The sequence below is a fragment of the Nocardioides pymetrozini genome (assembly GCF_046058985.1).
In the GTDB taxonomy this organism is placed as follows: domain Bacteria; phylum Actinomycetota; class Actinomycetes; order Propionibacteriales; family Nocardioidaceae; genus Nocardioides.
The window spans coordinates 207899-230686 of sequence record NZ_CP175556.1; the positions used below are offsets into that span (position 1 = coordinate 207899).

A 22788-nucleotide genomic window follows, 5' to 3' on the forward strand; every position below is an offset into this window, starting at 1 on the left:
GGTGCGAGGAATGAGGGCCGCGCACCTCGTCACGGTCGCCCACGGGACCCGCACTGCCGCGGGCAACGAGGTCGCCCGCGCCCTCACCGCCGGGGCCGCGGCTCGTCTCGGGTGGCGGGCCACGACGTCGTACGTCGAGCTGTGCGCGCCCTCCTTCGCCGAGGTGGTGGCCCGAGCCGGCTCCCCGGTGGTCGCGGTGCCGTTGCTGCTCTCGACCGGCTACCACCTGCGCCAGGACCTGCCGGCCGCGGTCGCCGCCGCCGACCGCGACGACGTCCGCCTCGGCCGCTCCCTGGGCCCCGACCGGCTGCTCGCGAGCGCCCAGACCGACCGGCTCCGCACTGCCGGAGCGCGACCCGGCCAGCCGGTCGTCATGGTCGCCGCGGGATCCACCGACCCCGCCGCCACGACCGACCTCGACGCCGCGGCGCACCTCCTGGCCCAGGCCTGGGATGCGCCGGTGCGGCTCGCGACGCTGTCGGGCCACGGTCCGCGCCTCGCGGACGTCGTGCGCGCCGGGGACGCGGTGTCGCCGTACCTGCTCGCCACGGGGCACTTCCATCGCAAGGCCCGCCACGAGGCCCTCGCCGCCGGGGCGAGCGTGGTCGCCGAGGTCATCGGCCCACACTCGCTCGTCGTCGACCTCGTCGTCGAGCGGGCTCTCGCACTGGCACTGCGGGCGGTCGGCGTCCCGGCCTGATCGTGCTGTGTCGTCTGCACACGTCCGGCGTCTGCGGAGGACACAGCAGCGCTGGTCACCGTCGCGCCTCCAAGTCGACCGCAAGGCGGCCGCAAGTGCCCGGCGTGACGCTGGACCCATGAGCAGAAGACTCCTCCCCCTCCTCGCCCTGGCGCTCGCGCTGCCGACGAGCATCGGCATCACGTCGAGCGCCGAGGCGGCCAAGCCGCGCTGCGGCGGCAACAAGGCGACCATCGTCGGCACCAACAAGGCCGACAAGATCAAGGGCACGAAGAAGCGCGACGTGATCGTGGCGCGGGGCGGCAACGACAGGATCAAGGGCCTGGGCGGCAACGACGTCATCTGCGGCGACGGCGGCAAGGACACCATCGACGGCGGCGCGGGCCAGGACTACGTGCACGGCGGCGCCGGCAACGACCTGATCGCGCTGGGGCCCGGCAACGGCGGCATGGGGTACGGCGACGCGGGCGACGACTCGATGACGACCGGTGCGCCGGGCCAGGCACTCTTCGGCGGCGAGGGCAACGACCTGCTGAAGACCTCGTGGCCGCTGACCCTGGTCAACGGCGAGGCCGGCGACGACGCGCTGTACGGCGGCGCCGACGCCGACCAGCTCAACGGCGGCGACGGCAACGACCGGATCTCGGCGGGCGGCGGCGACGACGTGCAGCTCAACGGTGGGTTCGGCGTCGACACCTGCGACGGCGGTCCCGGGCGCGACAACTGCCACGGCGGCGCGCCGGGCGGGCCCGGCAACTCCCCGACGGACCCGGACATCTGCACCGCGGAGGTGAAGCAGTCCTGCCAGGGCGACGAGCTCCCGCAGCGCTGGCTGGCCAAGGTCAGCGCGGTCGAGAAGACCGACCGGGAGACGCGCACCTGGTCGCTCCAGATGGTCCTGGTGCGCGCCGGCGACCCGGCCACCACGTCGTTCTGGCGCGAGGAGTCGGTGACGGGGACGTTCTCGGTCCAGGGGGCTGCCGACGGATGCACCTGGTCCCACCAGGGCACGCTCCACCGCGACTTCACCGGCGACCTCGGCCTGGTCCCGGCCCAGAGCCTCTACTGGCTCGACGTCGTCGCCGGCGGCGACGGCACGTACACGAAGAGCTGCACCGGCGGTGGTGGGTACACCGGCGAGCAGGGCTTCCAGGCCTGGGCCGCGACCGAGGGCGGCCCGGAGACCGTGCCGTGGGACCGCAGTCGGCGCGAGATCACGGGCAGCTGGCACGAGGACGGGACCTACGAGGACATCGACGCCTCGTGGGTGATCACCCCACTGGACTGACCGTCCCGACGAAGCGGACGAGGCTGGCGAGCTCGGGGACCTCGCCGGCCTCGTCCAGCGTCGTACGCAGGATCTCGTCGTGCAGCGGGCGGGCCCGCTCCAGCAGCGCCCGGCCGGCGGGGGTGAGCTCGGTGTAGATCCCGCGCCGGTCGTCGGCGCAGAGGATGCGCGTGAGCAGGCCGCGGTTCTCGAGCCGGGTCACGAGCCGGGTCGTGGCGGACGCGGAGAGCGCCGCCGCGCGGGCCAGCTGCTGCATGCGCATGTGCCAGCCGTCCTGGCGGCTCAGTGCGTCGAGCACGGTGAACTCGACGACCGACAGCTCGTGCTCGCGCTGCAGCGCCTTCTCCAGCGCGGTCTCGATCAGGCCGTGCAGCGCCGCGAGCGTGCGCCAGCCCTGGGTGCGGATCTCGACCGCGTCGTCGGCGATGCCCATGGGTTCCTCCTCGTCGGACGCCTCCAGCATACCTGAGTTGCGCGGGTAGGCCGCGTGTGCAACTATCGATACAACGCGTGTGCAACTACTGCACGCGCCGACTATCTACTCATGCACCCAGGAAGACTCCATGCCTGTCGCACTCCTCGCCCTCGCCATCGGCGGCTTCGGGATCGGCCTCACCGAGTTCGTGATCATGGGCCTGCTGCCCGAGGTCGCCGACGACTTCGCCGTCTCCGAGACCACCGCCGGCTATCTCATCTCCGGCTACGCCCTCAGCGTCGCCGTCGGCGCCATCGCGGTGACCCTCGCCCTGACCCGGGTGCCGCGCAAGAGCGCCCTGCTCGGCCTGATGGTGCTGTTCGTCCTCGGCAACCTCATCTCCGCCCTCGCCCCGACGTACGGCGTGATGATGACCGGCCGCGTCGTCGCGGCCCTGTGCCACGGGGCCTTCTTCGGCATCGGCTCCGTCGTCGCCGCCCAGCTGGTCGCGCCCGAGCGCAAGGCCAGCGCCATCGCCTTCATGTTCGGTGGCCTCACCCTCGCCAACGTCCTCGGCGTTCCACTGGGAACCTTCCTCGGCCAGGCCGCTGGCTGGCGCTCGACCTTCTGGGCGATCACCGTCATCGGCGTCCTCGCGTTCGCCGGGATCGCCGCCCTGGTGCCGGCCGCCCGCGGCGCCGCGGCGAACGCCACGGCGAGCGTCCGCTCCGAGCTGGCCGCCTTCCGCAGTCCTCAGGTCTGGCTGTCCATCGTCGTCACGGTCCTCGGGTACGGCGGCATGTTCGGGGGCTTCACCTACATCGCGTTCACCCTCACCGAGGTGAGCGACTTCGCGGCCGGCGCCGTGCCGTGGCTGCTGGTCCTCTTCGGAGTCGGCCTGTTCGCGGGCAACGTCTGGGGCGGCCGCGCCGCCGACCGCGACCTGGTCCGCACGCTCCTCGTCGTACTGGCCGCCCTCACCGTCGTGCTCGCCGCCTTCGCGCTCAGCGCGGCCAGCAAGCCCCTGACGGTCCTCGCGCTGCTGCTCATGGGCGGAGTCGGCTTCGCGACCGTGCCCGGCCTGCAGATGCGGGTCATGCACTACGCCAGCGCCGCACCCACCCTCGCCTCGGGCGCCAACATCGCCGCCTTCAACGTGGGCAACGCGCTCGGCGCCTGGCTCGGCGGCGTCACGCTCGCGGCCGGCCTCGGCTACACCTCACCGCTGTGGGCGGGGGCCGCGATCACCGCGCTCGGCCTGGTCGTGCTGGTCGTCGCCGCGAAGGCGCCCGGTGGCGAGTTCCGCCCGGCGGCCGGGGTCGGGGGTGCGGTGGGTGGCGCGGGGTCGGATTCACCACGGGATGTAGGCGAGTCCGCACTTCTGTAGCGGAGCTCCACTACAGGAGTGACGCGTGGCCTCCATCCCGTGGTGAATCCGCAACGGCGGCAACCCCAGACACGCCCTACCGCCCCAGCGACTCCGGCGTGTGCAGCCGCACCAGGAACCGGCGCGCGTGAGCGGGCTCCCGTCCGGCGGTCGCGAGCGAGACGGTGACCATCACGATCCCGGCGACGGGCACGCTCCAGGCTGCCGGCTGGGCGAGCAGGGCGCCGGCCCAGCCGCCGGGGGAGTAGCCGGCGAGGGTGGCGATCGCCGCGCCGCCCGCACCGAGCCCGCCCGCGACGAGCCCGGCCAGGGCGCCGGTGTCGGTGAGCCGGCGCCACCAGATGCCGAGCACCAGCAGCGGGCAGAAGGTCGACGCGGCGACGGCGAAGGCGAGCCCGACCGACTGGGCGACGCCGACGTCGTGCACCAGCAGGGCCGCCACCACGGGGATCACGACGGCGACCATCGCCGCGAGCCGGAACGCCGTGACGCCGCGCTGCTCACCGACGAAGCGGTTCACGACGTCCTGGGTGATGACGCCGGACACGGCGATCGCCAGCCCGGACGACGTCGAGAGGAAGGCTGCGAACGCCCCGGCCGTGACCAGCCCGGTCAGCAGGTCACCGCCGACACCGTCGAGCATGGCCCGCGGCAGCTCGAGGACGAGCACGTCCGAGCGGCCCTCGGCGACCAGCTGCTCGCCGTACACGCGGCCGAGGGCGGCGTACACCGGCGGCCACAGGTAGAACAGGCCGAGCAGCGCGAGCACCACGACCGTCGTACGACGGGCCGCGCGGCCGTCGGGGTTGGTGTAGAAGCGCACGACGACGTGCGGCAGACCCATCGTGCCGAGGAAGAGCGCGGCGATGAGGGAGTACGTCGTGTAGAGACCGGCGCCGCCGTCGCCGGCCACCGGCGTCGACCAGCCGTCACCGCCCACGCTGCCGGCGGGACGGCCGTCACCCCACCACACCGCGACGAGCACCGCCGCCGGGACCAGGAGCGCGGTCAGCTTCAGCCAGTACTGGAAGGCCTGCACGAAGGTCACCGACCTCATCCCGCCGGAGGTCACGTTGGCGAGCACCACGGCCGCGACGACGAGGGAGCCGGCCCACTCCGGCGCGCCGATCGCCGAGCGCAGGGTGATGCCGGCGCCCTCGAACTGCGGGATCAGGTAGAGCCAGCCGATGCCGACCACCAGCAGCGAGCAGGCCGCCCGGACCGTACGCGAGCCCAGGCGCGCCTCGGCGAAGTCGGGCAGCGTGTACGCCCCGGAGCGGCGCAGCGGGGCGGCGACCAGCACCAGCAGGACGAGATAGCCGGCGGTCCAGCCGACCGGGTACCAGAGCATGTCCGCGCCGCCGACCAGCAGCAGCCCGGCGATGCCGAGGAAGGACGCGGCCGAGAGGTACTCCCCGCCGATCGCCGACGCGTTCAGGCCCGGCCGGACCGTGCGCGAGGCGACGAAGAAGTCGCTCGTGGTGCGGGAGAAGCGCAGCCCCCAGGTGCCGATGGCGAGCGTCGCGAGGGTCACCAGGACGACCGCGACCAGTCCGGGGACGTCCGAGCGCTCCATCAGGCGCCGTCCTCGGCGCGGCGGTGCACGGGCGCGTTCGGGTCGTCGGGTCGGTCGCGGACGAGGTCGGCGAACACCCGCTCGTTGCGCTCGGCCCGGCGTACGTAGCGCCAGGCGAGCAGGAGCAGGAGCGGATGCACCAGCACGCCCAGGAGCAGCCACGGCAACGGGATCCCGAAGGGGTCGACCTCGACCAGCGCGGGCGCCAGGCGGAAGGCGAGGGGGAGCGAGCCGAGCGTGACCGCGAGCAGCACGAGCACGCGTGCGGCCAGGCCGAGCTGGGCGCGCAGCAGCGAGCGCAGGTACACATCCCCGAGCGGGGTCTGGTCGTGGACGTCCCCGAGCCGGCTCGCCGCGCGGCCCGCCGTTGCCTGCCGTGGCGGCCCGGTCACCCGCACCCGCTCGGTCATGCGCGCTCCTCTCAGCCGCCCGCGCGGGCCCGGCGGACCAGGACGTCGCGCAGGGCGCGGGTGTGGCGCCGGCTGACGGGGAGCTCGACCTCGCCCGAGGTGCCCGCGACGACGACCGAGGTGCGGCCGGCGTCGCTGCGGACCTCGGTGACGTGGGCCAGGGCGACGAGCAGCGAGCGGTGGATGCGGTGGAAGCCCGCACTCGCCCACTCCTCCTCCAGCGTGGTGAGGGGGACGCGCACCAGGTAGGCGTCGCCGCCGGCGGTGTGGAGTCGGGCGTAGTCGCCCTGCGCCTCGACGTGGGTGATGTCCGCCCGGTCGACGAACCGGGTCACGCCTCCGCGCTCGACGGCGATCTGGCTGTCCGGTGCGGGCGCGGGGGCGCTGGTGCCGCCGAGCACGCGGCGTACCGCCTCGGCCAGGCGCTCGGGCCGCACCGGCTTGAGCACGTAGTCGACCGCGCGCAGGTCGAAGGCGTCCACGGCGTGCTGCTCGTGGGCGGTCACGAAGACCACCGGCGGCGGCTGCTTGAACCGGCCCAGGACCTCGGCCAGCTCCAGGCCGCTGAGCCCCGGCATCTGGATGTCGAGGAAGACGCAGTCGACCTCCCGCTCGCGCAGGATCCGCAGGCCCTCGGTCGCCGACTGGCAGGCGACCACCTCGCCCACGCGGGCGTCGGCGTCCAGCAGGTAGGTCAGCTCGTCCAGCGCCGGGCGCTCGTCGTCGACGACGAGGACACGCAGGCCGCCGGGTGGGGTGCTCATGCGGTCACTCCCGGCGCGAACTTCGGCACCCGCACGACCACCTTGGTCCCGGCCCCCGGTGCGGTCTCCACGACCAGACCGTAGTCGTCGCCGAAGGTGGCGCGCAGCCGGGCGTCCACGTTGCCGAGGCCGACCGAGTCGAGCTCGGCGTCGCCCGCGAGTGCTCGGCGGACGGTCTCGGGGTCCTCGCCGACGCCGTTGTCCTCGACCTCCAGAACCGCCTCGTGGCCGCGGTCGTGAGCGACGATCGTCAGATGCCCGGCCTGCTCGACGCTCTCGAGCCCATGCCGTACGGCGTTCTCGACCAGCGGCTGGATGCACAGGAAGGGGACGACCACCGGCAGCACCTCCGGGGCGATGTTCAGCGTCACCTGGAGCCGGTCGCCGAAGCGCGCCTGCTCGAGCAGCAGGTAGCGCTCGATCGAGCGCAGCTCCTCGGCGAGCGTCGTGTACTCCCCGTGCCGGCGGAAGGAGTAGCGGGTGAAGTCGGCGAACTCCAGCAGCAGCTCCCGGGCCCGGTCGGGGTCGGTGCGCACGAAGCTGGCGATCGCGTTGAGCGAGTTGTACACGAAGTGGGGGCTGATCTGAGCCCGCAGCGCCCGCACCTCCGCCTCGATCATCCGGTTGCGGTGGGCGTCGAGCTCGGCCAGCTCCAGCTGTCCGGAGACCCACTCGGCGACCTCCTCGGTGGCGCGGACGAGGCCGGCGGTGGTGGCCGTCGCGAACGCCTGCACCGTGCCGAGCACCCGGCCCTCGACGACGAGCGGGCTGACGACTCCGGTGCGGACCGGGCAGCCGCCGACCGTGCAGCCCAGCTGGGCGCGGTCGACCGTGCGGGTGCTGCCCTTCTCGATCGCCAGCAGCCCCACCACCGCGGCCTGGTCGAGATGGTGGCCGCCCGTCCCCTCCCACGCCAGCACCGACTCGGTGTCGGTGATCGCCAGCGCGGGCGTGCCCAGCAGCGCCCTCAGGTGGCGGATCGCCCGCTCCGCGCTCGCGGTCGTCAGTCCCTCGCGCAGCGCCGGCGCCGCCAGCGACGCCTGGTGCAGGGCGCGGAAGGCCGCCCGGTCGGCATCGCTGCCCAGGTGGTCCCGTCGCCACCACCGTCCACTGCCCACGGACTCATCAAAGCGCACGAGGTGTGCCTTGTGGGGGCGCGACGTGTGCGTTGTGGGGCCGCGAGGTGTGCGTTGTGGGGGCGCGAGGTGGACGGTACGCCGTAGGCGGGCCGTCAGCGGAAGTCGATGAGCAGCATCCCGGAGTCGTCGTCCGCCGGCGGCTCGACGGCCGGGGCGAGCGCGACCGGGACGGTGGCCTCGCCGTCGTGCTCGGGACTCTCCTCCGCGACGGGCTCGGCGCTCGCCGTACCCGCCGGGACCTGATCCTGGCGGATCGTCTTGGGCTGGATGCCGACCACCGCGCGGAAGCACTCGCTGACCCACGGCAGCTGCATGCCATCCATGCCACGACCGAAGTCGTCGTAGAACGCCAGCACCTCGCGCACCTTCGACTCCTGCCCGGTGCGGTCGAGGACCGCGACCTCGGGCAGCGAGCGGGCCAGGTCCTGCACCGACGAGCGGTCGATGACCTGCCAGTGCTTGAAGGAGGCGTCCTCCGCCGGCCCGAAGTACGGCGAGGACTCGACCGCGTCGCCGATCCCCCGGCCGGTCGCGTGGTGGCCGATCAGGCCCCCGAGGCGCCGGACCCACGGGATGCGCTCGTCGCGCAGGTTGCGCACGATGGCGAAGGTGCCGCCGCGCTTGAGGACGCGGGCGATCTCGGGCAACGCCCGCTCGCTGTCGAACCACGCGTCGGCATCGGCCGCGACGACGAGGTCGTAGGTCCCGTCCGCAGCGGGGATCTCCTCCGCCGCGGTCTGCGAGACGCGCAGCTCGGGCAGCCGGCTGCCGAGTCGGTCGAGCATCCGCGGGTCGGGGTCGGTGGCGTGCACGTCGTGACCGAGCGCGACGAGATGCTCGGTGAGCTTGCCGGTGCCGGCTCCCAGCTCGAGGACCGTCAGTGGGTCCTCGCCGGTCAGCCACGCAACGGCCTCGCGCGGGTAGCCCGGGCGGCCGCGGTCGTAGGCCTCGGCCGCGCTGCCGAAGCAGAGGCCGGGGGCGTCGGGAGTGGAGTCGGTAGCCATCTCGCCGAGGGTACGGCGGGAGCGCCTCCGGATCGCGGAGCCACGCGAGGACGTCGGTAACGTTGCCGGGTGACCTCCGACCCGCACGCCTGGCTGATCTCCCTCGAAGGCGTCCCGTCCGGCTTCGCCGCCGCGCGGGACGGCATCGACGTGGTGCTCCGCGACCGCGGCCTGCGGCGGACCAGCCCGGAGCTCACCGCCGAGTCCCTGCTCCGCGGCGCGCATGCGAGCGCGGTACTGGAGGGATCGGGATCCTCCCTGGGGGAGGTGCGCGCCGGCGCAGGCGACGAGATCGCCGCCGACGCCGTCCGGCTCGCCACCGAGCTGCTCGCCCTCATCCCCGTCTTGCGCCGCCAGCCGCTGCAGGCCCTGGCCCGGATGCACACCGTCGCGGCGCGCGGCAGCCTTCCCGACGAGCTGCTCGGCCGGCCCCGCGACGGCGAGTCCGCCTCTCGCCTGCGCGGCATCGCCGAGCTGCTCACGGCGCCGACCGAGGCTCCGGCGCTCGCCGTCGCCGCGGTCGTCCACGCCGAGCTGGTCACCGCCGCGCCCTTCGGCTCCCACAACGGGATCGTGGCCCGCGCCGCGGAGCGGCTCGTCGCCGCGGCACGGGGCGTGGACGAGAAGTCGCTCGTCGTACCGGAGGCGGCACACCTGGCGCTGCGCGCCGAGTACGAGTCCAACCTGCGTGGCTGGGCGCACGGCGGCCGCGCCGGCATGCACGCGTGGCTGCTGTACGCCGTGGAGGCATGGTCCGCCGCCGCCGAGGCGAGCCCGCTGGTGCGCGAGGCCGAGTAGAGCTGTAACTACCTGTTCGTGTCACTACCGGACCCGTAGACCGGTACGCCAGTGACACGAACAGGTAGTTACAGCTGCAGCAGCCTGATCAGCCAGCCGCGAGCGTCCTCGGTCCTCGTCACGCTCGGCCCGACATGCAGGTGGCACCCGAGCCATCGAGTGTCTCGGGTGCCACCGCTGACACGTGAACCGTGGCTACCAAGCGTGCACCATCAACAGCTGCTCCGGATGTGTTCCGGAATGCAAGCGCCCAATTCAGAAGGGTAGATCGCCGCGTGGGTACCTGGATCACGTGTTGCTCTTGAGTTCTTGATGTCCTTTGTACGCCGCCGACCGGGCACCTTCAAGGGTTGTCTTTTGCGCGGGACCGGGGAACGCTGGCCGGTTGGGGGAGGGGGCCGGTCAGGACCGGGCAACCGGGTCAGGCGCTGAGTGCGCGCCGCCGGGCGCCGATCCACACCGCGGCGCCGACGGCGACGACACCGCCGACGGCGAGCGCCGCGAGGGTCGGCTTCGGCGGCGGCAGGTGCAGCCGCGACCGCAGCGCGACCGGGCGGTTGAAGACGAGCACCGGCCAACCGCGGGAGGCCGCGATCTTGCGCAGCTCCTTGTCCGGGTTGACGGCGTGCGGGTGGCCGACCGCCTCGAGCATGGGGACGTCGGTCACGGAGTCGGAGTAGCCGTAGGACGCGCCGAGGTCGTAGCCGACGCTCTTGGCCAGGGCACGGATCGCGCTCGCCTTCTCCTCGGCGTAGGCGTAGTACTCGATGTCGCCGGTGTAGCGCCCGTCCTCGACCTTGAGACGGGTGGCGATCACCCGGTCGGCACCGAGGAGCGCACCGATCGGCTCGACCACCTCGCTGCCCGAGGTGGAGACGATGACGACGTCGCGTCCGGCGGCGTGGTGCTCGTCGATGAGACGCACGGCCTCGTCGTACACGAGGGGGTCGACGACGTTGTGCAGGGTGTCGGCGACGATCTCGCGGACCGTGGCGACGTCCCATCCGGCCGTCAGCTGCGACATGAACTGCCGCATCTTCTCGACCTGGTCGTGGTCGGCGCCGCCGACCATGAAGACGAACTGGGCGTAGGCCGAGCGGAGCACGGCTCGCCGGGAGATGAGGCCGCCGGCCTGGAAGGGCTTGCTGAAGGCCAGCACGCTCGACTTGGCGATGATCGTCTTGTCGAGGTCGAAGAACGCGGCTGTGGGCGGCGTACCCGCGGAGGCCATGCGGCCATCTTAGGGAGCACTCGCGTCCCAGAGGTCTCCTCACCCGCCGTGCGTCGTCCACAGGGAGCTCGCCGTCGACGCGCCTCCACAGGCCGTCAGTGGCCGAGCGTGGTCCGGTCGGCGGAGGGCGAGAAGGTCGCCATGACCCGAAACCGAGAACCCCGTCCCCCGCACGCTCGCTCCGCCGACGTGCCCGCCCTGGTGGTGACCGCCGATGACGACCTGCTGGCCGAGCTGCTGCCGCTCGCCGCCGCCGCCGACGTCGCGCCGGCCATCGCCCGCGACCCGCTGAGCGCCCTGGCCACCTGGAGCCGCGCGCCGGTCGTCCTGGTCGGCGCCGACGTCGCCGCGACCATGGCCAGGCTCGCCCCCGAGACCCGACCGCGCACCTACGTCGTGTGCACCGCGCGCCCGCCCGACCAGCTCTACCGCACCGCGCTCGACCTCGGAGCCGAGAGCGTGGTGCACCTGTCCTCCTCGTCCGAGTGGCTGGTCGAGCTGCTCGCCGACCTCACCGAGCACCGGTCCGACCGGGCGCGCGTGATCGGGGTGATCGGCGGAACGGGAGGTGCCGGCGCGACGACCTTCGCCTGCGCGCTCGGGCAGTGGGCGGCGCGGTCCGGCGACGCCGCCGTCGTCGACTGCGATCCCCAGGGGCCCGGACTGGACCGCATGCTCGGTCTCGAGCGGTGCGAGGGCTTCCGCTGGGACGCGCTGTGCCAGACGACCGGCCGGCTCTCGGCGCGCTCACTGCGCGAGGCGCTGCCCCGGCGCGGGAGTCTCGGGGTCCTGTCCTGGTACGTCGACGGCCGGCCGCAGAGCCTGCAGGCGTTCGCGGTCCGCGAGGCCCTGTCCGCGGCGCGCCGCGGGCACCGGGTCGTGGTCGTCGACCTGCCGCGCTCCCCGGACGCCCTCGTCGACGAGGTGGCCGCTCGTTGCGACGAGCTGCTGGTCGTCACCGTCGGCAGCGTCGTGGGCGTGGCCGGCGCGGCCCGGATGCGGGCACGCTTCGCCGAGCACGCCGACCCCGCGGTCGTGCTGCGCGGCGACGCCTTCTCGGCCGACGACGTGGCGCGGGCGGTGGGACTGCCCGTCCGCGTCCAGATGCGCGACCAGCGCGGGCTGGGGGAGGCCGTCGACCTCGGCTTCGGCCCGCTGCGCTCGACGCGCGGTCCGCTCGCCCGCGCCGCCGCGCGAGTGCTGGAGAGTCGCGCCGTGCAGGAGGCGGCATGACGCCGCAGTCCGACCTCTCCGGTCTGGTCGAGGAGGTCCGCACCCGGCTGACCCGGACCCCGGGCGAGCTCAGCCCCCACCGGGTGGCCGATGCGTTGCGCGCGGCGGGGCGCCCGGTCGGCGACGCCACGGTCCTCGCGGTCTACGAGGCGCTGCGCCGCGACGTGATCGGAGCAGGCCCGCTCGAGCCGCTGCTCGCTCTGCCGGGTGTCACCGACGTGCTGGTCAACGGCCCGGGACCGGTGCGGATCGACCGCGGCGCCGGCGTCGAGGAGACCGACGTCGTGCTGTCCTCCGAGGAGGCCTGCCGTCGCCTCGCTCAGCGGCTCGTCGCCAGCGGCGGACGCAGGCTGGACGACGCCGCGCCCTGGGCCGACGTGCGGCTGCCCGACGGGACCCGGTGCCACGCTCTGCTCGCCCCCCTCGCCCAGCCGGGGACGGCGATCTCGCTGCGGGTGCCGCGCCGTGGTGGGCTCGACCTCACCGCGCTGCACGCGGCGGGAACGCTGAGCGACGCGGGCCTGGAGCTCGTCCGTCGGCTGGTGGAGGCGCGACTGGCGTTCCTCGTCACGGGCGGCACCGGTGGTGGGAAGACCACGCTGCTGTCCGCCCTGCTCGGTGCAGTGGATCCGCGCGAGCGGATCGTGGTGGTCGAGGACGCGGCGGAGCTGCGTCCCGCTCATCCTCAGGTCGTCGGGCTCGAGGCGCGGCCGGCGAACCTCGAGGGCGCCGGGGCGGTGGTCCTGCGCGACCTCGTCCGCCAGGCGCTGCGGATGCGCCCTGACCGACTCGTCGTCGGTGAGGTCCGCGATGCCGCGGTCGTGGACCTCCTCGCGGCGATGAACACCGGCCACGAGGGAGGCTGCGGCACCCTCCACGCGAACTCCGCGGGCGACGTCCCCGCCCGAGTCGAGGCGCTCGCCCTCGGCGCCGGCCTCGGCCGGGAGGCCGCGCACAGCCAGCTCGCCGCCGGCCTCGACGCCGTCCTCCACGTGCGGCGCGACCGCACCACCGGTCGCCGGCGCCTCGGTGAGATCGCGGTGCTGGCGCGTGGCGCCGACGGGCTCGCGCGGACCGAGCTGGCGGTCGCCTTCGACGCGTCCGGTACGGCGACCCGCGGCCCGGGCGCCCAGCGACTGCTCCAGCTCCTGGACGGAGGGGGTGCGTGATGGCGGCGGGCGACGTCTCAGGCACCGCGGGGCTCGTGGCCGCCGTCGTCTCGGCGTCCGTGCTCCTGTCGGCACGGCCGCGGTCACGACTGCCCCGGGCCGGCGACGGGACGCGCGCAGCGCGCCCTCGCTGGCGCATCGCGGGCACCGTGGGCGCGGCAGCCCTGGCCGCGGTTCTGGCGCGCGGGTCGCTACCGGGCGTGGTGCTGCCCCTCGTCGGTCTCGGCCTCGGCGCCGCGGTGGTCCGTGCGATCGCGGAGCGCGGTCGGCGACGGGCGGCAGCGCAGGTGCGCCGACGGGTCGTCGACCTCTGCGACGGTCTGAGTGCCGAGCTCGGGGCCGGTCAGACACCAGCCGGCGCGCTGGACCGGGCCGCGACCGAGTGGCCGTTGGTCGCGCCCGCCGCCCGCGCCGCGCTCTCGGGCGGGGACGTCGTGCTGGCGCTGCGCACGCTGGCGTCGACGCCGGGAGCGGACGCGCTCCGGGTGGTCGCCGCCGCCTGGCAGGTCGCGCACCGGACCGGTCACGGTCTCGCGGACACCCTCGACCGCGTCGCCGCCGACCTCCGGGCGGCGGAGCGGACACGGCGGATCGTCGCAGGGGAGCTCGCCTCGGCCCGCGCCACGGCGCGCCTGCTGGCCGCGCTCCCGGTGCTCGCCCTGGCGATGGCCGCAGGCGCGGGCGCGGAACCCCTGCGCTTCCTCCTCGGCCATCCGGTGGGGCTGGCCTGCCTCGTGGGCGGGCTGGCGTCCGGATACGCGGGCCTGGCCTGGATCGAGGCGCTCGCCCGGAGCGTCGAGCGCCATGGGTGAGGCGCTGCTGGTGGGGGTGCTCGTGGTCGGGGCCGTCCTGCTCCGCCCGCCCTCACCGCGTCTGGCCAACCGTCCTGCCGGCGCAGTCGATCGGCCGGCACGCGGGGATGACGGCTTGCTTCGTCGATGGCGGCTGCTCTGGGCGGTGCTCGCCGGCAGCGGCGCCGCCGTCGTGCTGGGCGGTCCGCTGGCCGTACCGATCGGCCTGGCCACGGCGGCGGTCGTCGGCGTGAGTGCCGCTCGCCTCGAGCCGCGGGCCGAACGGGAGGGGCGGGCGGAGGTACGCCGCGACCTGCCGCACGTCGCCACCCTGCTCGCCGCGGCCCTGCGGTCCGGGCAGGCCCCGCCGGTCGCGATCGAGCTGGTCTGCCGGGCGCTGCCCGGTGCCGCCGCGGCCCGTCTGTCCACCAGCGCGGCGCGGCTGCGGCTCGGCGGGGACCCGGCCGCGGTCTGGGCGCGACTCGCCGTCGACCCCGAGCTCGGACCGTTGGGTCGCGCCCTGGCCCGGGCCCACCGCACCGGGGCGCCGGTGGTCGCCGCGGTGGAGGGGTTGGCCGACGAGCTCGGCGACCGGGCCCGTGCCGAGGTCGAGGACCGGGCGCGGGCCGTCGGCGTCCGGGCGGCCGTCCCGCTGGGGCTGTGCCTGCTCCCGGCGTTCCTGTTGCTCGGCATCGTCCCGCTGGCCGTCTCGCTGGCCGGGAGCATCGTGGCCGGACAGTGAGCAGGCGCCCCGTCCGTGTCGGATGGCGACCGCGGCCGTCCCCAGGCCGCCCACCGGAACCGGGTCGTCCACAGGCTGCGCTCGACCAGCCCGCGCGGGTCGGCCGGGTCACGCACGATCGGGGACCGACAGCCGCATCGGGCGGCTGCTGACGAACGGAGACAACCGTGGCACTGTGCACCTCCTCGCCCACCGGAGCCCGCCCGCACCGCGCCGACCAGCGCGGCGTCACTACCGCGGAGTACGCCGTCGCGACGGCGGCCGGCGCCGGCTTCGCGGGCCTGCTCTACAAGCTGCTCAGCGGCGGCTTCGGTGACAAGCTCATCAAGACCCTCTTCGACCATGTCCTCAGCCTCCTCGGCCTCGGGTGAGCCGTGCGGGCGCGACGACCGTGGCGCGGTGACGGCCGAGCTGGCGCTCGCCCTGCCCGTGCTCCTGGCCCTGACGGCCGGTCTGGTGTGGCTCTCGGCCGTCGCCGTGGCGCAGGTGCGGACCGTCGACGCCGCCCGGGAGGTCGCTCGGGCGGTCGCGCGGGGAGACGACCCGGGCGCTGCCGTGGCGCTGGGCGAGCAGGTGGCCCCCGAGGGGGTCCGGCTGTCGGTCTCCCACTCGGGCCAGCGCGTCGTCGTCCGGGCACGGGGGCGGCTCAGCGGCCCGGGCGGCCTGCTGGGCGCCCTTCCCGGCGCGACGCTCGACGCCCGCGCGGTCGCCCTCGCCGAGGCGGGGGCGGGCGCCTCGTGAGGAGGGCGCACCCGCGCGGCCAGCGCGGCGCGGCCACCTTGCTGGTCGTGGCTATGGCCGGTGTGCTGCTGCTCGTCGGCGCGGCGACCGGCGTGGTCGGCGCTCTCGTGGTCGCGCACCGCCGGGCGCAGGCCGCCGCGGACCTGTCCGCCCTCGCTGGGGCGGGCTCCCTCGCGGGCACGGGGAACGGCTCCGGCCGCGCTCCGTGCGTCGTCGCCGCCCAGGTCGCGGAGGCCAACGGCGCCCGGCTGGGGTCGTGCCGCGTGGACGGAGGGGAGGTCGTCGTCGAGGTGCGCGTCGCCGGACCGCGCTGGCTCGGTCAGGACCAGGATCTGGCCGCGGCCGCTCGGGCCGGACCCGCGCCGGCGGGGTGAGGGGCCGCCTGGGCCGGTGCCGGGCGGGCCGGCTCAGGCCTCGTCGTCGGACAGCTCGTTGCGGCGGCGGTCGTGCTCGACCCGGTCGAGCTTCTCGGACAGCTCGGTCAGTCGCTTCTGCTCCTTGCGCCGCCGCCAGCCCTGCTTGGCGCCGGCCTTCATGAACCACAAGCCGGCCAGGATCAGGAGCCCCGACGCCACGCCGAGCAGGAAGAGCACCTCCGGCTGGACGTTGATGCCGATGATCTCGGTCGTGCGACGGTCCTTGCCGTCGACGTCGTAGTCGCTGCCGAAGACGCCCGACAGGATGCCGAGCACGCCGATGATGAGGAGGAGCAGCCCGAGGATCACCATGGACGGCAGGCTACCCCGCGGAGGGGGCCACCGGCGCCTCCCGCAGCAGCGCGTCGAGCAGCGCGAGCGCGCCCGCCTTGTGGAGCGGGTCGTTGCCGTTGCCGCACTTCGGTGACTGGATGCACGACGGACAGCCCGTCGCGCACTCGCACGAGGCGATCGTCGCGCGCGTCGCGCGCAGCCACGCCGCCGCGGTGTGGAAGCCCCGCTCGGCGAAGCCCGCCCCGCCGGGATGCCCGTCGTGGACGAAGACGGTGAGCATGTCGGTGTCGGGATGGCGGGCGGTCGAGACTCCACCGATGTCCCAACGGTCGCAGGTCGCGAAGAGGGGGAGGAGGCCGATCGAGCAGTGCTCGGCGGCGTGCGCCGCGCCGGGCAGGTCAGCGGCGCCGAGGCCGGCGGTGACGCACAGGTCGGCCACGACGGTGTCGGGCACGGTCCACCACACGGCCGCGGTCGACAGGGTCCGCGGCGGGAGGTCGAGTGGCCGCTCGTCGATGACCTCGCCGGTGCGGGTGCGGCGACGCAGGTACGAGATGACCCGGCTGGTGACCTCGACGGTGCCGAAGGAGACGCGGCACGGCCCCCAGGAGGTGTGCTCGCGCTCCTCGACGATCTCGATGTCGGTGACATCGCGAGCCGTCGTGGTGTGGTCGACGTCGGTCCGCCGCAGAGTGGCGACATGGTCGTCCAGGTCGAGCGACTCGACGAGCCAGGTCTCGCCCCGATGGAGGTAGACCGCGCCCTCGTGGGCGGTGCTGTGGGCGCGGCCGCCGTCGACGGTCCCGACCACGCGTCCGGTCCCCGACTCGACGAGCTGGACCTGCGCGCCGCCGGTCGAGCGGATGTCCGCGAGGTCGCAGGCCCGGTTCCGGTCGGTCCAGTACCAACCGGCCGCCCGTCGCCGCAGAAGCCCGCGCTCGACCAGCGAGCCGAGCACCTCGCGCATCCGCGGTCCGAAGAGGGGACCGTCGGCCACCGTCACCGGCACCTCCTGCGCCGCCGCGCACAGATGGGGGCCCAGGACGTAGGGGTTGTCGGTGTCGAACACCGTGCCCTCGACGGGCCGGCCGAGCAGCGCCTCGGGGTGGTGGACGAGGTAGGTGTCCAGCGGGTCGTCCCGGGCGACGAACAGCCCGAGAGCGCCACCGCCGTCGCGTCCCGCACGGCCGACCTGCTGCCAGAAGGCCGCCCGGGTGCCGGGATAGCCGGTCACCACCACCGCGTCCAGCCCACTGATGTCGATGCCCAGCTCGAGGGCGTTGGTGGCGGCCATGCCGAGCAGCCGGCCGCTGCGCAGGTCCTGCTCAAGGGCACGGCGCTCCTCGGGCAGGTAGCCGCCGCGGTAGGAGTCGACCCGCCCCACCAACGAGGAGTCCACCTCCGCGACCAGCTCGCCTGCCCGCCGGGCGACGGTCTCGACCCCCTGCCGCGAGCGCACGAACGCCAGCGTTCGCACGTCCTCGACGACCAGGTCGGCCAGCAGGTCCGCGGTCTCTGCGGTCGCCGGGCGCCGTACGGGAGCGCCGTTCTCCCCCTGGTACGGCGTCAGCGGCGGCTCCCACAGCCCGAGCGCGAGCGCCCCGCGGGGCGAGCCGTCCTCGGTCACCGCCGTCACGTCGAGCCCGGTCATCCGGCGCGCGGTGACATCGGGGTCCGCGACGGTCGCCGAGGCGAGCACGAAGGTCGGAGAGGCCCCGTGGAAGGCGCAGATCCGGCGCAGCCGACGCACGATCTGTGCGACGTGCGCGCCGAAGACACCGCGGTAGTGATGGCACTCGTCGATGACGACATAGCGCAGCGAACGGAAGAACGAGGTCCACCGCTCGTGCGCCGGCAGCAGGGAGCGGTGGAGCATGTCGGGGTTGGACAGCACGTACTCCGCGTGGTCGCGGGTCCACTCCCGCTCCTCGGCGGTGCTGTCGCCGTCGTGGGTGGCCACCCGTACGTCGAGGTCCAGCGCGCGGATCGCCGACCACTGGTCGTGGGCGAGCGCCTTGGTCGGCGCGAGGTAGAGCACTGCCGCGCCCCGCTGCCCGCGCGGGCCGCGCGCGGCGCGGATGTCGGTGAGCGCGGGCAGCAGGTAGGCCAGCGACTTGCCCGACGCCGTACCGGTGGCCAGCACCACGTGCTCACCCCGGTGGGCCGCCTCGGCGGCGGCCACCTGGTGGCCCCACGGCTGGACCACACCGCGGGCGGAGTACGCCGCGACCACCGCCGGGTCCGCCCAGGCCGGCCAGGCCGCCGTCGCGGCCGCTCGGGCCGGAACGTGCTCGCGGTGGGTCAGCCGGTCGGCCCGGGAGGGCAGCGCGGCCAGGCGGTCCAGGAGCGCGTCCGGGTCCCGTCGCCCGCCGGGGGCGATCTCGAGATCGGGCTGCGCGGTCATGCCCCGATTGTCCCCCGGACCCCCGACACGACGGGGAGGCATACCGCCGGCATGGCCGCTCCTTGGGCGCCGACGTCGCCGGCATGGTTTGATAAGTGCCACCAGACGTAGGAGCTATCCGGGGTGAGGGTCGTGAATCTGACACTGTCGACGCGCGAGGTCGGTGGGCGCACCGTCGTTGCCGTGGGTGGCGAGATCGACGTCTACACCGCCCCGAAGCTGCGCGACACGATCACCGAGCTCGTCGCGGCCGGTGTCTACCACATCGTCGTCGACATGCAGGCGGTCGAGTTCCTCGACTCGACGGGCCTCGGTGTCCTGGTCGGCGGCCTGAAGAAGGTCCGCGCGCACGACGGCTCCCTCGAGCTGGTCTGCAATGCCGACCGCCTGCTCAAGATCTTCAAGATCACCGGACTGGCCAAGGTGTTCGTCATCCACGACTCGGCCGAGACCGCACTCGCCTGACTCGCCTGACTCGTCCGGCCCGATCCGCGCGGGACGACCAGCTCGGCGCGAGAGCTGTAACTACCTGTCCAGGTCACTACCTGACCCGTAGACCGGTACGCCAGTGACACGAACAGGTAGTTACAGCTGCAGACGCCGCCCCCGACCTGTGACGCGCGTCACAACCTCCATGTGTTCTACGCCACACTCTGCGTAGACTCCGGGCACGATCTCAGACCTGGCCCACGTGGCCGACCCTGGACCCCCGCAGGAGGCAGTCGTATGCCCCGTTCCCTCGTCGTCCCGCTCGTTGCCGATGTCGACGTCACCGGGGGCGATCTCGCCCTCGTGGCGGTCGTGGCCGCGATCGCCCTCGGCTCCCTGGGCATGGCCGCGCTGTTCAGATCGGAGGTGCTCCGCGCCGGCGAGGGCACCCCGAACATGCAGCGGATCGCGCAGGCCGTCCAGGAGGGGGCGAACGCCTACCTGACCCGGCAGTTCAAGACGCTGACGGTCTTCGCCGCGATCGCGTTCGTCGTCCTCCTCGCGCTTCCGGCCCACACCGCCGACGATGCGGGCGGCCTCCAGTCGGAGTGGGCGGTCCGGATCTTCCGCTCGGTGTTCTTCCTCGTCGGTGCCGCGTTCTCCGGCGCGGTGGGCTATCTCGGCATGTCGCTCGCCGTGCGCGCCAACCTGCGCGTCGCGGCCGCGGCCAACGAGCAGGGCCGTGACCCGGCGATGAACATCGGCTTCCGGACGGGCGCCTTCGTCGGCATGTTCACCGTGGGCCTGGGCCTGCTGGGCGCGAGTGTCGTCGTGATCGTCTTCCAGAGCGCGGCCCCCAACGTGCTCGAGGGCTTCGGCTTCGGCGCGGCCCTGCTCGCCATGTTCATGCGCGTCGGCGGCGGCATCTTCACCAAGGCGGCCGACGTCGGCGCGGACCTCGTGGGCAAGGTCGAGCAGAACATCCCCGAGGACGACCCGCGCAACGCCGCGACCATCGCCGACAACGTGGGCGACAACGTCGGCGACTGCGCCGGCATGGCCGCCGACCTGTTCGAGTCGTACGCCGTCACCCTGGTCGCCGCGCTGATCCTCGGCTCCCAGGCGTTCGGCGACAAGGGTCTGGTCTTCCCGCTGATCGTCCCCGCCATCGGCGCGCTGTCGGCGATCGCCGGCGTCTACCTCACCAAGCCCCGTGCGGGGGAGAGCGGCCTGAAGACCATCAACCGGGCGTTCTACATGTCCGCCGCGGTCGGCGCGGTCGCGAGCGCGATCGCCGCCTTCCTCTACCTCCCGAGCGAGTGGGGCGAGCTCGGCTCCGGCGCCGCCGCCGAGCTGTCGCCGCCGGTGTTCGCGGCCGGCGCCGTCGTGGTCGGCATCGTGCTCGCCGCCGCGATCCTGGCCCTGACCGGCTACTTCACCGGCACCGAGCACCGTCCGGTCAAGGACGTCGCGAAGACCTCCCTGACCGGCCACGCGACGGTCATCCTGTCGGGACTCTCGGTCGGCTTCGAGTCGGCGGTCTACACCGCGATCGTGATCGGCGGTGCCGTGTTCGGCGCCGCGCTCCTGGCGGGCGGGTCGACGGGGCTCGCGCTGTTCGCCGTCGCGCTGGCCGGCTGCGGTCTGCTCACGACCGTCGGCGTCATCGTCGCGATGGACACCTTCGGCCCGGTCTCCGACAACGCCCAGGGCATCGCGGAGATGTCCGGCGACGTGAGCGAGGACGGGGCGCAGATCCTCACCGAGCTCGACGCCGTCGGCAACACGACCAAGGCGATCACCAAGGGCATCGCGATCGCGACCGCCGTGCTCGCGGCGAGCGCCCTGTTCGCGTCGTACACCCAGAGTGCGTACGCCGAGGTCGGCGCCCTCCTCGACCAGGAGTTCCTGGTCTACGACGCCAAGCTGATCGTCGGGGCCCTGCTCGGCGCCTGCGCGGTCTTCCTGTTCTCGGGCCTGGCGATCAACGCGGTGGGCCGCGCCGCCGGCGCCGTCGTGATGGAGGTGCGCCGGCAGTTCCGCGACATTCCCGGGATCATGGAGGGCACCGCCCGTCCGGAGTACGGCCGGGTCGTCGACATCGTCACCCGCGACTCGCTGCGCGAGCTGGCCACTCCGGGGATCCTCGCGATCCTCGCGCCGGTGGCGGTCGGCTTCGGGCTCGGCGTGGGACCGCTGGCCGGCTTCCTGGTCGGCGCGATCGCCACGGGCACCCTGATGGCGGTCTTCCTCGCCAACGCCGGAGGCGCCTGGGACAACGCCAAGAAGCTGGTCGAGGACGGCCACCACGGTGGCAAGGGCTCGGAGGCGCATGCGGCCACCGTCACCGGAGACACGGTCGGCGACCCGTTCAAGGACACCGCCGGCCCGTCGATCAACCCGCTGCTCAAGGTGATGAACCTGGTGTCGCTGCTGATCGTGGGCGCCGTCGTCAGCCTCTCGTACGGCGAGAGCGAGAACGACGTCGTCCGGATCCTCATCGCGCTGGCCGCGGCGGCCGGCATCTTCGCCGCCGTCTACGTCTCCAAGCAGCGCGTCTCCTCGATCGGCGACGACGCTCCGGAGCCCGCCGCCGTCGAGTCGGTCTGACGCGCGGGTCGAGGATGCGCCGGACCCTGGCCGCGCTGGCGGCGACCCTCCTGGTCGTCGCCGGCGCGGCGGTCACCGGCCCCGGCCCGGGGGCATCCGCCGCTCCCGTCGCCGGTACGACGGCCGCCGGACCGTACGTCGAGACCTCCACCGTGATCGGCACGTCCGCGCGTGGCCGGGCGATCCGCGCGTCCTACCGGGGCGAGGAGGGCGCGCCGCACGTCCTGCTCGTCATCGGCCAGATGCACGGCGACGAGAAGGACGGCATCGCCACGGCACGGTGGATCCGCGACCACGTCCGGCCACGACCGGGCACCGGGGTCTGGGTGGTGCCGACGATGAACCCCGACGGCAACGCCCGCGGCACCCGCACGAACGCGCGCGGCGTCGACCTCAACCGCAACTGGCCGACCAGCGGCTGGTCCGGAGCGCACCGCGGGACCCGGTACTGGGGCGGCCCACGGCCGGCCAGCGAGCCGGAGACCCGAGCGATGATCGACTTCCTGCGCCAGGTGAAGCCGGACCTGATCGCCTCGATCCACCAGCCGCTGCGCGCCATCGGCCGAGGTGGCCACGGGCGGTGGGAGCGGCGGCTGGCCCGCGAGCTCGACCTGCCGCGACGTCACCTCGGCGTCGGCAACCCCGCGGGGACGGACTCGCCGACCCTGACCGCGTGGTACGACACCACGCTCGGCGACCACGGCGCCGCCGTCACGGTCGAGTACGGCGCGCGCACCAGCCACCGCTACCGCACCCGGGTCGCGGGCCGCGGCATCGCGCGCGCGGCCCGCGTCCGCTGACCCCAGCCGGCACCGGCCGGCGCCGGCTCAGGCGAGACCGTCGAACGGGCGCACCTCGACGGTGCCCCGGCAGGCCCGCGACGCCTCGGCCGCCAGGCGCAGCGCGACGTCGAGGTCGGGGACGTCGATCACCCAGAACCCCGCGATCGCCTCCTTGGTCTCCAGGTACGGCCCGTCGCTCAGCACCGGCGCCTCCCCCTGCCCGTCGACCACGGTCGCCGTGGTGGCGGGGGCGAGTCCGCCGGCGAAGACCCAGTAGCCGTCGGCCTTCAGCTGCTCGTTGAAGGCACCGGTGTCGGCGAAGGACTGCTCCATCTCCTCCCTCGAGCCGTAGCCGAAGAACTCGTCGGTCACCTCGACCGGGCCGTGCACGGACATCAGGTACGTCGTCATGTCGTCTCCTCCGTTGCGGCGGCCTCGGTGACCGCCTCCTGCCCTCTCCACGAA

24 protein-coding genes are annotated in these 22788 nt (G+C 74.1%); 14 read left to right on the forward strand and 10 right to left on the reverse strand.

Annotation, left to right across the window (positions count from 1 at the left end):
• Positions 1 to 10 precede the first annotated feature (10 nt).
• Positions 11 to 700 (forward strand): sirohydrochlorin chelatase, encoded by a 690-nt coding sequence (locus ACJ5H2_RS00995; RefSeq protein ID WP_408897698.1) that lies wholly within the window; start codon positions 11 to 13, stop codon positions 698 to 700.
• Positions 701 to 818: 118 nt separating this feature from the next.
• Entirely contained in the window at positions 819 to 1988 is a 1170-nt protein-coding gene (locus ACJ5H2_RS01000; protein ID WP_408897699.1) for a calcium-binding protein, read from the forward strand.
• On the opposite strand, the gene ACJ5H2_RS01005 is transcribed toward ACJ5H2_RS01000, so the two are convergent.
• On the reverse strand, positions 1972 to 2421 hold the full coding sequence (locus tag ACJ5H2_RS01005; RefSeq protein WP_408897700.1) for a MarR family winged helix-turn-helix transcriptional regulator: 450 nt from the start codon (positions 2419 to 2421) through the stop codon (positions 1972 to 1974). The genes ACJ5H2_RS01000 and ACJ5H2_RS01005 overlap by 17 nt on opposite strands.
• A gap of 130 nt (positions 2422 to 2551) precedes the next feature.
• On the opposite strand from ACJ5H2_RS01005, the gene ACJ5H2_RS01010 reads away from it, so the two are divergent.
• Positions 2552 to 3790 carry an MFS transporter gene (locus ACJ5H2_RS01010; RefSeq protein WP_408897701.1) on the forward strand — a complete coding sequence of 413 codons (1239 nt, stop codon included), beginning with the start codon at positions 2552 to 2554 and terminating at the stop codon, positions 3788 to 3790.
• Positions 3791 to 3866: 76 nt separating this feature from the next.
• Here ACJ5H2_RS01010 and ACJ5H2_RS01015 read toward each other — a convergent pair whose 3' ends face one another.
• From ACJ5H2_RS01015 to ACJ5H2_RS01035, 5 genes are all read right to left on the reverse strand, one after another.
• Entirely contained in the window at positions 3867 to 5366 is a 1500-nt protein-coding gene (locus ACJ5H2_RS01015) for a cation acetate symporter (protein WP_408897702.1), read from the reverse strand.
• Entirely contained in the window at positions 5366 to 5776 is a 411-nt protein-coding gene (locus ACJ5H2_RS01020; RefSeq protein WP_408897703.1) for a hypothetical protein, read from the reverse strand. Before ACJ5H2_RS01020 ends, ACJ5H2_RS01015 begins: the two co-directional genes overlap by 1 nt.
• Positions 5777 to 5787: 11 nt before the next feature.
• Positions 5788 to 6540 carry a LytR/AlgR family response regulator transcription factor gene (locus tag ACJ5H2_RS01025; protein ID WP_408897704.1) on the reverse strand — a complete coding sequence of 251 codons (753 nt, stop codon included), beginning with the start codon at positions 6538 to 6540 and terminating at the stop codon, positions 5788 to 5790.
• Positions 6537 to 7658: a sensor histidine kinase gene (locus ACJ5H2_RS01030; protein WP_408897705.1), complete on the reverse strand. Its 1122-nt coding sequence runs from the start codon at positions 7656 to 7658 to the stop codon at positions 6537 to 6539. Before ACJ5H2_RS01030 ends, ACJ5H2_RS01025 begins: the two co-directional genes overlap by 4 nt.
• Positions 7659 to 7771: 113 nt before the next feature.
• The gene (locus tag ACJ5H2_RS01035; protein ID WP_408897706.1) at positions 7772 to 8683 is read right to left on the reverse strand and encodes a class I SAM-dependent methyltransferase; all 912 of its coding nucleotides are present in this window, start codon (positions 8681 to 8683) and stop codon (positions 7772 to 7774) included.
• A gap of 69 nt (positions 8684 to 8752) precedes the next feature.
• Here ACJ5H2_RS01035 and ACJ5H2_RS01040 point away from each other — a divergent pair, with 69 nt between their 5' ends.
• Positions 8753 to 9481: an oxidoreductase gene (locus tag ACJ5H2_RS01040; protein ID WP_408897707.1), complete on the forward strand. Its 729-nt coding sequence runs from the start codon at positions 8753 to 8755 to the stop codon at positions 9479 to 9481.
• A gap of 421 nt (positions 9482 to 9902) precedes the next feature.
• Here the strand turns inward: ACJ5H2_RS01040 and ACJ5H2_RS01045 are convergent, their stop codons facing one another.
• The gene (locus tag ACJ5H2_RS01045; protein ID WP_408897708.1) at positions 9903 to 10712 is read right to left on the reverse strand and encodes an HAD family hydrolase; all 810 of its coding nucleotides are present in this window, start codon (positions 10710 to 10712) and stop codon (positions 9903 to 9905) included.
• A gap of 141 nt (positions 10713 to 10853) precedes the next feature.
• On the opposite strand from ACJ5H2_RS01045, the gene ssd reads away from it, so the two are divergent.
• From ssd to ACJ5H2_RS01080, 7 genes are all read left to right on the forward strand, one after another.
• Positions 10854 to 11945 (forward strand): septum site-determining protein Ssd, encoded by a 1092-nt coding sequence (ssd, locus tag ACJ5H2_RS01050; protein ID WP_408897709.1) that lies wholly within the window; start codon positions 10854 to 10856, stop codon positions 11943 to 11945.
• Positions 11942 to 13114 (forward strand): TadA family conjugal transfer-associated ATPase, encoded by a 1173-nt coding sequence (locus ACJ5H2_RS01055; RefSeq protein ID WP_408897710.1) that lies wholly within the window; start codon positions 11942 to 11944, stop codon positions 13112 to 13114. The genes ssd and ACJ5H2_RS01055 overlap by 4 nt, the downstream gene beginning before the upstream one ends.
• Complete coding sequence (locus ACJ5H2_RS01060; RefSeq protein WP_408897711.1) at positions 13114 to 13926, forward strand: type II secretion system F family protein; 813 nt, start codon at positions 13114 to 13116, stop codon at positions 13924 to 13926. Before ACJ5H2_RS01055 ends, ACJ5H2_RS01060 begins: the two co-directional genes overlap by 1 nt.
• A gap of 115 nt (positions 13927 to 14041) precedes the next feature.
• Entirely contained in the window at positions 14042 to 14647 is a 606-nt protein-coding gene (locus ACJ5H2_RS01065) for a type II secretion system F family protein (RefSeq protein ID WP_408897712.1), read from the forward strand.
• Between the two features lie 167 nt (positions 14648 to 14814).
• On the forward strand, positions 14815 to 15018 hold the full coding sequence (locus ACJ5H2_RS01070) for a DUF4244 domain-containing protein (RefSeq protein ID WP_408897713.1): 204 nt from the start codon (positions 14815 to 14817) through the stop codon (positions 15016 to 15018).
• Complete coding sequence (locus ACJ5H2_RS01075) at positions 14990 to 15388, forward strand: TadE family type IV pilus minor pilin (protein ID WP_408897714.1); 399 nt, start codon at positions 14990 to 14992, stop codon at positions 15386 to 15388. The genes ACJ5H2_RS01070 and ACJ5H2_RS01075 overlap by 29 nt, the downstream gene beginning before the upstream one ends.
• On the forward strand, positions 15385 to 15762 hold the full coding sequence (locus ACJ5H2_RS01080) for an Rv3654c family TadE-like protein (RefSeq protein ID WP_408897715.1): 378 nt from the start codon (positions 15385 to 15387) through the stop codon (positions 15760 to 15762). The genes ACJ5H2_RS01075 and ACJ5H2_RS01080 overlap by 4 nt, the downstream gene beginning before the upstream one ends.
• Positions 15763 to 15795: 33 nt before the next feature.
• Here the strand turns inward: ACJ5H2_RS01080 and ACJ5H2_RS01085 are convergent, their stop codons facing one another.
• Together ACJ5H2_RS01085 and ACJ5H2_RS01090 are read right to left on the reverse strand one after the other, a co-directional pair.
• Positions 15796 to 16116 carry a hypothetical protein gene (locus tag ACJ5H2_RS01085; RefSeq protein ID WP_408897716.1) on the reverse strand — a complete coding sequence of 107 codons (321 nt, stop codon included), beginning with the start codon at positions 16114 to 16116 and terminating at the stop codon, positions 15796 to 15798.
• 10 nt (positions 16117 to 16126) lie between these two features.
• Positions 16127 to 18502, reverse strand: a complete 2376-nt coding sequence (locus ACJ5H2_RS01090) for a DEAD/DEAH box helicase (RefSeq protein ID WP_408897717.1) — start codon at positions 18500 to 18502, stop codon at positions 16127 to 16129.
• Positions 18503 to 18634: 132 nt separating this feature from the next.
• On the opposite strand from ACJ5H2_RS01090, the gene ACJ5H2_RS01095 reads away from it, so the two are divergent.
• The 3 genes from ACJ5H2_RS01095 (at position 18635) to ACJ5H2_RS01105 (ending at position 22341) form a co-directional block, all read left to right on the forward strand.
• Complete coding sequence (locus ACJ5H2_RS01095; protein WP_408897718.1) at positions 18635 to 18967, forward strand: STAS domain-containing protein; 333 nt, start codon at positions 18635 to 18637, stop codon at positions 18965 to 18967.
• 261 nt (positions 18968 to 19228) lie between these two features.
• Positions 19229 to 21541, forward strand: a complete 2313-nt coding sequence (locus tag ACJ5H2_RS01100; RefSeq protein WP_408897719.1) for a sodium-translocating pyrophosphatase — start codon at positions 19229 to 19231, stop codon at positions 21539 to 21541.
• 14 nt (positions 21542 to 21555) lie between these two features.
• The gene (locus tag ACJ5H2_RS01105) at positions 21556 to 22341 is read left to right on the forward strand and encodes a M14 family zinc carboxypeptidase (protein WP_408897720.1); all 786 of its coding nucleotides are present in this window, start codon (positions 21556 to 21558) and stop codon (positions 22339 to 22341) included.
• Between the two features lie 27 nt (positions 22342 to 22368).
• On the opposite strand, the gene ACJ5H2_RS01110 is transcribed toward ACJ5H2_RS01105, so the two are convergent.
• Positions 22369 to 22734 (reverse strand): YciI family protein, encoded by a 366-nt coding sequence (locus ACJ5H2_RS01110; protein ID WP_408897721.1) that lies wholly within the window; start codon positions 22732 to 22734, stop codon positions 22369 to 22371.
• Between the last annotated feature and the right edge of the window lie 54 nt (positions 22735 to 22788).